The 8,844-nt window shown below is 69.2% G+C and carries 9 protein-coding genes and 1 pseudogene; 8 read left to right on the top strand and 2 right to left on the bottom strand.

Annotation, left to right across the window (positions count from 1 at the left end; all coding sequences use genetic code 11):
- The 8 genes and pseudogenes from FW784_RS14400 to FW784_RS10255 all read left to right on the top strand — a co-directional run.
- A pseudogene (locus tag FW784_RS14400) lies at positions 1–1,043 on the top strand (YdbH domain-containing protein); the annotation flags it as partial.
- Positions 1,044–1,119: 76 nt separating this feature from the next.
- Complete coding sequence (locus tag FW784_RS10225) at positions 1,120–1,746, top strand: DUF1318 domain-containing protein (protein ID WP_149353244.1); 627 nt, start codon at positions 1,120–1,122, stop codon at positions 1,744–1,746.
- Between the two features lie 114 nt (positions 1,747–1,860).
- Positions 1,861–3,177, top strand: a complete 1,317-nt coding sequence (rlmD, locus tag FW784_RS10230) for a 23S rRNA (uracil(1939)-C(5))-methyltransferase RlmD (protein WP_149353245.1) — start codon at positions 1,861–1,863, stop codon at positions 3,175–3,177.
- Positions 3,178–3,271: 94 nt separating this feature from the next.
- Positions 3,272–3,757 carry a CYTH domain-containing protein gene (locus FW784_RS10235; protein WP_149353246.1) on the top strand — a complete coding sequence of 162 codons (486 nt, stop codon included), beginning with the start codon at positions 3,272–3,274 and terminating at the stop codon, positions 3,755–3,757.
- A gap of 66 nt (positions 3,758–3,823) precedes the next feature.
- Positions 3,824–4,819, top strand: coding sequence for a beta-N-acetylhexosaminidase (nagZ, locus tag FW784_RS10240; protein WP_149353247.1), 996 nt, complete (start codon positions 3,824–3,826; stop codon positions 4,817–4,819).
- A 1-nt stretch (position 4,820) separates the two neighbouring features.
- Complete coding sequence (locus FW784_RS10245) at positions 4,821–5,390, top strand: hypoxanthine-guanine phosphoribosyltransferase (RefSeq protein ID WP_149353248.1); 570 nt, start codon at positions 4,821–4,823, stop codon at positions 5,388–5,390.
- 120 nt (positions 5,391–5,510) lie between these two features.
- Positions 5,511–6,278 carry an S-methyl-5'-thioinosine phosphorylase gene (locus FW784_RS10250; RefSeq protein WP_149353249.1) on the top strand — a complete coding sequence of 256 codons (768 nt, stop codon included), beginning with the start codon at positions 5,511–5,513 and terminating at the stop codon, positions 6,276–6,278.
- A 101-nt stretch (positions 6,279–6,379) separates the two neighbouring features.
- On the top strand, positions 6,380–6,583 hold the full coding sequence (locus FW784_RS10255) for a cold-shock protein (protein ID WP_149353250.1): 204 nt from the start codon (positions 6,380–6,382) through the stop codon (positions 6,581–6,583).
- A gap of 60 nt (positions 6,584–6,643) precedes the next feature.
- On the opposite strand, the gene FW784_RS10260 is transcribed toward FW784_RS10255, so the two are convergent.
- Positions 6,644–8,416, bottom strand: coding sequence for an ABC transporter transmembrane domain-containing protein (locus tag FW784_RS10260; protein WP_149353251.1), 1,773 nt, complete (start codon positions 8,414–8,416; stop codon positions 6,644–6,646).
- Positions 8,413–8,844, bottom strand: a 432-nt coding sequence (locus FW784_RS10265) for an IMPACT family protein (RefSeq protein WP_149353252.1), incomplete at its 5' end; no start/stop codon positions are given. The genes FW784_RS10265 and FW784_RS10260, both read right to left, overlap by 4 nt.

The following is an 8,844-nucleotide window of genomic DNA, read 5'->3' on the forward strand; positions in this document are numbered from 1 at the left end:
CGCTCGCGGCGCATGTCGACATCGGCGGCGGGTCCCTGCGCTCGGCCAGCGCCGCGCTCGGCGGGCTCGACCTCGACGATCCCAAAGGCCGCTTCGCCTTCCACGGCCTTGCCGGGGACGTGCGCTTCTCGGCCGATGCACCGGTCGAGAGCGCCCTGCGCTGGCAGTCCGGTCGCGTCTACGGCCTCGACTTCGGCGCCACCAGAATGCCGCTGCGCAGCGAGCGGGGCCGCCTCGCGTTCGCCGCACCGGTCGACCTGCCGATGCTCGGCGGCCACGTGATGTTCGACCATCTCGCGATCCAGCCGGCCGCCGCGGGCGTCGGCACCAGCGCGGACTTCGGGCTCGACGTGCGCGATCTCGACATCGGCGAGCTCTCCAAGGCCCTCGGCATGCCCGCATTTGCCGGCAAGCTGTCGGGGCGCATCCCCAGCGCGCGTTATGCGGCGCAGCAACTGGTGTTCGACGGCGGCCTGTCGATGGACCTGTTCGGCGGCCGGCTCGATGTGTCCTCGCTCTCGATGGAGCGACCGTTCGGCGTCGCGCCTACGCTCAGCGCCGACATCGCCTTCGACGACCTGGACCTGATGTCCCTGACCGGCGTGCTGGGCTTCGGCAGCATCACCGGCAAGCTCGACGGTCGCATCGCCGGGCTGCGCCTCGTCGACTGGCAGCCGGTCGCCCTCGACGCGCACCTGCGCACGGACAAGCACCGCGGCGTGCGCCAGCGGATCTCGCAGCGCGCGGTGCAGGACCTGTCGAGCGTGGGCGATTCGTCATTCGCGAGCGGGCTGCAGGCGCGGCTGCTCGGCCTGTTCGACGACTTCGGCTATTCGGCGATCGGTATCGACTGCCACCTCGCCGACGAGGTCTGCGACATGGGCGGCCTCGCGGCCTCCGGCCCGGACCGCTACACGATCGTGCGCGGCGGCGGCATACCGTGGCTCAATGTGATCGGCATCCATCGGCGCGTCGACTGGCCTACGCTCGTCGAGCGGCTCGTCGCCGTCGGCAAGGGCGAGGCCAAGCCGGTCGTGAAGTAATCGCGCGCCTGTTCATGTTTCGCTCCGCTTCACGCATTCTTCGGCACGATCCCTTCAACCGACTGGAGACATACCCATGCGTCGCTGGATGATGCTTCCGCCCTTCGCCGTCGCGCTGACCGCCTGCGTGACGATCAACGTCTACTTTCCCGCCGCCGAAGCACGCGAGGCGGCGAAGCAGTTCGTCGAGAAGGTGATCAACGAGCCCGGCGCGAAGACCGTCGACCCCGCCAAGCCCGGCGGCGGCAGCGCGTCCATCGATTCGCCGTGGAACGAACGCATGGCTGCGACGCTCGCACGTGTCGACTTCGCATCTGTCCTCGGCATCGGCGCCGCCCAGGCCCAGGGCCAGCCCGACATCACGCTCAAGACGCCCGCGATCCAGGCGATCCAGGCGCGGATGGAGCAGCGCTTCAACGGCGCGCTGCGTGGCGGCTTCGACGCCGGCGCCCTCGGCTTCACCGCCGACGGGATGATCACCGTGCGCGACGCGACCAAGCTCGGGCTGAAAGACCGCGTGTCCGTCAACCAGGCCGTCGCCGACGACAATCGCGACCGTGCCGCTGTCTATCGCGAGATCGCCGTTGCGAACGGGCACCCCGAATGGGAGCCGCGCATCCGCGAGGTCTTCGCGCAGCAATGGATCGCGAGCGCCCGCAGCGGGTGGTGGTATCAGAGCGGCGGCAGCTGGAAGCAGAAGTAACGATCCTGAAGAGGCGCCCCGCTTCGGCGGGCCGCCGCCTTTTCGGGAGCCGTGGACGCGAGCCGGCCGCCGGATTTCGACGACAATGCGCGGCCGTTACCGCGTACCGCACCCGTGGCCCGACTCGACCAGACCCCGTTTCCCGCCGACATCACCGGCCTGACGCACGACGGCCGCGGTGTCGCGCGGCTGCCTGATGGCAAGGCGATCTTCATCGCCGGCGCGCTGCCGGACGAGAAGGTGGTCGCCGTTCGCACCGCGCGACACCGCAGCTTCGACGAAGCGAAAACGGTCGAGGTGGTCGAGGCATCCTCCGAGCGCGTCGAACCGCGCTGCCCGCACTTCGGCACCTGCGCCGGCTGCGCGCTGCAGCACTTCGACGAAGCGAAGCAGATCATCGCCAAGCAGCGCGTGCTGCAGGAAAATCTCGAGCGCATAGGGCATGTAACGCCGAAGTCGGTGCTGGAGCCGCTGGTCGACGCCGCGTGGGGCTATCGCCGCAAGGGCCGGCTGTCGGTGCGTCGCGTCGACAAGAAGGGCCGCACGCTGGTCGGCTTCCGCGAGTCCGATCCGCGCTTCGTGGCGGACATTTCCGAATGCCACACCGTCATCCCGGCGATCGGGCAAAAGATCGGCGCGATTTCGGCGTTGGTCGACAGCCTCGACGGCCGCCGCGACATTCCGCAGATCGAGTTCATCGCCGGCGACGAGGCGGTCGTTTTGACCTTCCGCCACGTGATGCCGCTGACCCCGGGCGATCGCGACAGGCTTGCCGCGTTCGGCGCCGACCACGGATTCGCGATCTACCTTCAGCCCGGCGGCATCGAGAGCGTGCACCCGCTCGGCGACGACGAGCCGAAGCTCGCGTTCCGCCTGCCGGCATGGGATGTCGAACTCAAGTTCCGGCCGCTCGATTTCATCCAGGTGAACGCGGGCCTCAACCAGCACATGATCCGCCGCACCATCGAATTGCTGGATCCGCAGCGCGATGAGCGCGTGCTCGACCTGTTCGCGGGCCTGGGCAACTTCACGCTGCCGCTTTCGCGTTATGCGCGGGAAGTGGTGGGCGTCGAAGGCGAAGCCGGCCTGGTGCAACGGGCGCGCGAAAATGTCACCCACAACGCCATCACCAACGTGGAATTCCACGCCGCCGACCTGGCCAAGGACCTTTCGCGCGAACCCTGGATGCGCGAATCGTTCGACAAGCTGCTGCTGGATCCGCCGCGTTCCGGCGCCGACTTCGTGCTGGCACACCTGCCACTCAAGCAGTTCAAGCGCATTGTCTACGTCAGCTGCCACCCGGCGTCGCTGGCAAGGGACGCTGCCTTTCTCGTCAACGAGAAAGGGTGGGTTCTGAAGTCGGCGGGCGTCATGGACATGTTTCCGCATACGGCGCACGTGGAGTCGATCGCGGTGTTCGAACCGCGGTGATTGCGAGCGGCGTCGTCGACAGCGGGTGGCCGACAGCCGTTCGCGACGCCCGCACCCGCCACCGTCCACCCCGCCTCACTCCGAAGGACGCGCCATGCCCCTCGAAATCGAACGCAAGTTCCTCGTCACCGGCGACGCCTGGCGCACGCAGGCCAGCGGCAAGGTCGAAATGGCCCAGGCCTATCTCAATGACCTCGCCACGCTCGACGCCGGCGCCATGAACGTTTCCGTGCGCGTGCGGCTGCAGGGCACCGAAGCCTTCCTCAACATGAAGTCGCGCGAGCTGGGCACCACGCGCCAGGAGTTCGACTACCCGATTCCAGTCGACGATGCGCGCGCCCTGCTGAAGCTGGCCGTCGGCGGCAGGATCGAGAAGGTGCGTCATTACGTGGTCTTTGGCGGCCACACCTTCGGGGTGGACGAATTCCTCGGCGAAAACGCCGGCCTCGTGGTCGCCGAACTCGAACTCGACGACGCCGATGCCGTGTACCAGCGGCCGGACTGGCTCGGCGCTGAAGTGACCCACGACTCCCGCTACTACAACCTCGCGCTCGCGAGCCGGCCGTACTCCACCTGGTAGCCGCCGCTGCGCGTTTACGGCGTCCGGGGCACAATGCCCGCCCGACCCGGAAACTGGAGTCCCGACATGCTCGTAATCGGCGTGGCCGGCACCGAACTCAATGCGCAGGAGCGCGACTGGCTGCAGAACGACGCCTGCGGTGGCGTGATCCTGTTTTCGCGCAACGTCGCGTCGAAGCAGCAGGTCGCCGAGCTCACGCAGTCGATCCGCGAAGCCACGCCGCGGCCGCAGCTGGTGTGCGTGGACCAGGAAGGCGGTCGCGTGCAGCGCTTCCGCGACGGCTACACCGCCTTCCCGCCGCTCGCGACCTTCGACGACATCTACCGCCGTGATCCGGAAAGCGCACTCAAGCTCGCGTATGAACATGCGTGGCTGATCGCCAGCGAAGTGCGTGCCTCCGGTCTCGATCTCACTTTCGCGCCGGTGGTCGACCTGGGTCGCGGGAATCGCGCCATCGGCGACCGCGCGTTCTCGCCGGATCCGCACGTCGTCGCGGCGTTCACCCGCGCGTATGTCGAAGGCATGCATGCGGCCGACATGGCGGCGACGCTCAAGCATTTCCCGGGCCACGGCTCGGTGCTCGAAGACACGCATTTCGATGACGCCGTCGATCCCCGTTCGCTCGATGAGCTGCGTGCGCTCGACCTCGTACCGTTCGTTGCGGGCATCGACGCCGGCGCCGACGCGGTGATGATGGCCCACGTGCGATATCCCGCGGTCGATGCCGATCCCGCCGGTTATTCGCGGCGTTGGATCGAAGACATCCTGCGAAAGGAAATGGGTTTCCGCGGCGTGGTGTTTTCCGACGACATCGGCATGGCCGCGGCGTTTTCGGCGGGCGGCATCAAGGCGCGCATCGACGCGCATTTGGACGCGGGCTGCGACGTCGTGCTGGTCTGTCATCCGGAGCTCGTCGCCGAATCGCTCGCAGCCGTGCAGGGACGCAGGCTCAACACGGCGTCGATGGCTGCGCTGATCGGTCGCGGCCCGCTGGCATGGCGCGAGCTGATCGCGGATGACCGCTACGACGCGTCGAAGCAACGCCTCGAAGGACTCGCCTGACATGGCACGCGACCTCGCCTGGGCACTCGCCAACAGCGACCTGATCCACGACCGTGCCACGCTCGACGCGTCGATCGCGGCGATGGCGCCGGCCATTGCTCGCGATTTCGCGGGCGACGTGCCCGTGTTCCTGACGGTGATGCACGGCGGCCTGCCATTCGCAGGCCGGCTCGCGATGGAAGTCGGCGCGCTCGGCATGGACCTCGAGTTCGATTACCTGCATGCGACGCGCTATCGCGGCGAAACCAGCGGCGGCGCGCTGACCTGGAAGCATCGGCCGGCGACGCCACTGCGCGGGCGTCGCGTGCTTCTGGCCGATGACATCCTGGACGAAGGCCACACGCTCGACGCTATCATGCGCTGGTGCCGTGCCGAAGGTGCAACGGATGTCCGCATCGCCGCGCTCGCAGTGAAGAAGCACGATCGCTGCGTTCCCGGCATTCGCGCGGACTACGCGGGCGTCGACGTCCCGGACCGGTACGTCTTCGGCTACGGCATGGACTTCCAGCAGCAGGGACGCGCGCTTCCGGTCATCCGCGCATTGACCGACGAGGCGCTGCGCGAGCTCTGAGCCTCGCGCGGCTCGCCCGGCGCGACCACGCTTGCACTCCACTCGCCACGCGACCCCGTGGCGCTTCCAGAACGATCACTGCAGGGCAGCGCGGCGCCGGGCGCCCGCCGAGGAACGACCATGAGCGACATCGCACTCGCCGTCATCGGCGGCACCGGGCTGTACAGGCTCGCCGACCTCCGCGACATCGAGACGCACGAGCCCGACACGCGATTCGGTCGCCCGTCCGGCCCCCTGCGCGTTGGCTACCTGGGCGCGCATCGCGTCGCATTCCTCGCGCGCCACGGCGAGGGCCATTCGGTGCCGCCGCACAGGATCAACTACCGCGCGAACCTCTCGGCGCTGCAGGCCATCGGCGCGCGCCGCGTGCTCGCGCTCAACACGGTCGGCGGCATCACCGCCCGCTTCGGGCCGCGCGCGCTGGCGTGTCCGGACCAACTGATCGACTACACGTGGGGCCGCGTCTCCACGGTATGCGAAGAGGGTGGCGAGGTCCTCCACGTCGACTTCGGCGAGCCGTACACCGCGTCGCTGCGGAACGATGTGCTGGCAGCGGCCGCGACGACGGGCACGCCGCTGGTGGATTTCGGCTGCTACGGCGCCACGCAGGGCCCGAGGCTGGAGACGCGGGCGGAGATCGCGCGCATGCGGCGCGACGGCTGCGACCTGGTCGGCATGACCGGCATGCCGGAAGCCGGGCTGGCGCGGGAGATGGGGCTCGACTACGCGTGCCTGGCGATCGTCGCCAACTGGGCCGCCGGCGCGGGCCCGCAGGTGGACGAGGTGATCACGCTGCAGGACGTGCTGGACAACGTCGCGGCCGCCTCCGCGCACCTGCCGGGGCTGCTGGGCGCGCTGCTCGACCGGTGGTCGGAAGCCCGGTCGTAGGGTGATTGTCAGCCGCTGGCGTCGTTTGCATACTCGCCCGGCGGCCGCGGGCACACGGCATCGCGGCGCGTCAACGCTCCCAGCACGAGGTGGATAAGGATATGCAGCACGGCACCGTGAAATGGTTCAACGATGCGAAGGGATTCGGCTTCATCTCGCCGGAAGACGGCACGGCCGATGTCTTCGTGCACTTCTCGGCGATCGACTCCAAGGGTTTCCGCAGCCTCAAGGAAGGCCAGCGCGTCACCTATGAAGTGAGCCAGGGACCGAAGGGCATGCAGGCAACGGGCGTAGTTCCCGCCTGAAGCGTGGCGTTCGCGCAAAAGGCCCCGCACATGCGGGGCCTTTTCGTTTGTGCGGCCACGTCAATCGATGAACTGAAGCCGCGCGAGTTCCGCGTAGAGGCCGCCCTGCGCGATGAGTTCGGCATGCGTGCCCTCGGCAATGATGCGCCCCGCGTCCATCACCACGATGCGGTCGGCCTTCAACACGGTGGCGAGTCGGTGCGCCACGACGAGCGTGGTCCGCCCGTCCATGAGTTCGTCGAGTGCCTGCTGCACCGCCGCCTCGCTCTGTGCGTCGAGCGCGCTGGTGGCCTCGTCGAGCAGCAGGATCGGCGCGTCACGCAGTACCGCGCGTGCAATCGCGATGCGCTGTTGCTGGCCGCCCGACAGGCGCGCACCGCGTTCGCCGACCGTGGTTTCCAGGCCCTGCGGCAGCGCACCGACGAAGTCGGTTGCATGCGCAGCGGCGATGGCGCGCTCGATTGCGGAATCGTCCGCGTCGAGCCGGCCATAGCGGACGTTCTCGCGCACGCTCGCGCCGAACAGCACAGGGTGTTGCGCGACCAGCGCGACGTTGGCGCGCAGATCGGCCGGGTCGAGCTGTGCGATTGGCTCGCCGTCGACGCGCACGACGCCGGACTGCGGGTCGTAAAAGCGCAGCAGTAGCGAGAACACCGTGCTCTTGCCGGCCCCGGACGGGCCCACGAGCGCGACCGTCTCGCCGGGCCGCACGTGCAGGCTGAAATCGCGCAGCACCAGGCGCTCGGGTTCGGAGGGGTATCCGAAGCTCACGTCCTCGAAATCGACGATGCCGCGTACGGGACGCGGCAACGTGCGCGGTGCGGCCGGTGCGACGATGCGCGACTGCTCGTGCAGCAACTCCGCGATGCGGCCCATGCCGCCGGTGGCGCGCTGCAGCTCGTTCCAGACCTCGGCGAGCGCCCCGATCGAACCGCCGCCGACCAATGCGTACAGCACGAACTGCGCCAGCGTGCCGCCGGTCATGCGGCCGGCGACGACGTCGTGTGCACCGACCCACAGCACCACAGTGATCGCGCCAAAGACCAGCGAGATCGCGATGGCGGTGACGATCGCCTGCGCGCCGATGCGCTTGCGCGCGATGCCCACTGCCGTGCGCAACGCTTCGACGAAACGCTGGCGCTCGTAGGGTTCGCGCGCATGGGCGCGCACGGTCGCGACGGCGCCCAGCGTCTCGGCGGCGACCGCGTTCGCATCCGCGATCCGGTCCTGGCTGGCGCGCGCGATGCGACGCAGGCGCCTCGCACCGATGATGATCGGGGCAACCGCCAGCGGTATGACGATCAACGCGTACGACGCGAGGCGGGGACTGGTCGCGAACAGCATCACGAGCCCGCCGACCACCGTTACCGCGCTTCGCAGCGCGATCGACATCGTCGAGGCGACCAGGGTGCGCAAGAGCTCCGTGTCGGCGCTCAGCCGCGAGACGAGCTCGCCGGAGCGCGTGCGGTCGTGGAACGACGCGTCCAGGCCCAGCAGGTGCGAATACAGGCGATCGCGAAGATCCGCGACCACGCGCTCGCCGAGCAGCGACACGAAGTAGAAGCGCGCGGCGGTCGCCACCGCCAGCACCAGTGCGACGGCGAGCAGCGGCAGGAACGCCGTGTCGATCGCCGAGGACGTGCCACGCGCGAAGCCGTGGTCGATCACGCGGCGGAACGCGATCGGCAGCGCGAGCGTCGCCGTCGAGGAAACGGCGAGCGCCACGAGCCAGCTGGCGAAGAGCCCGCGATGGCGGGCGACGAACGGCCAGAGCGCGCGCAGGCCTGCGATACGGGCAACCGGCGCTGCGCCGGCGGGAAGTGCGTCGGTCATGCGGCGTCGGTGTCCAGGAGTCGAATGCGGTCACGGGTGGCGTCGCGCAGCTGCGCTTTCAAGGCGGGCAGGCGATCGGCGGGAAGGCGCAGCAGGAGTTCGACGCCGTCGCCGTCGAAGTGTTCGTCGAGCCGTTCGGCACCGAGCGATGCAATCACGGCGTGCACGGGGCCGGTATCGGCGAAGGCGAACCGGACCCGCGCGACAGCAAGCGCAACGCGCTCGACCTTCTCCGCCGCGCGCAGGCACGCGGTCGCGCTGCCGCCGTAGGCGCGCATCAGGCCGCCGGCGCCGAGGTTGATGCCGCCGTACCAGCGCGTGACCACCACGACGGCGCCGTCGATGCGCTGGCCGTCGATCGCGGTGAGGTTCGGGCGGCCGGCGGTGCCGGAGGGTTCGCCGTCATCGCTCGACCGGTAGTCGCCGCC

The organism is Cognatilysobacter lacus (assembly GCF_008274655.1).
Lineage (GTDB): Bacteria > Pseudomonadota > Gammaproteobacteria > Xanthomonadales > Xanthomonadaceae > Cognatilysobacter > Cognatilysobacter lacus.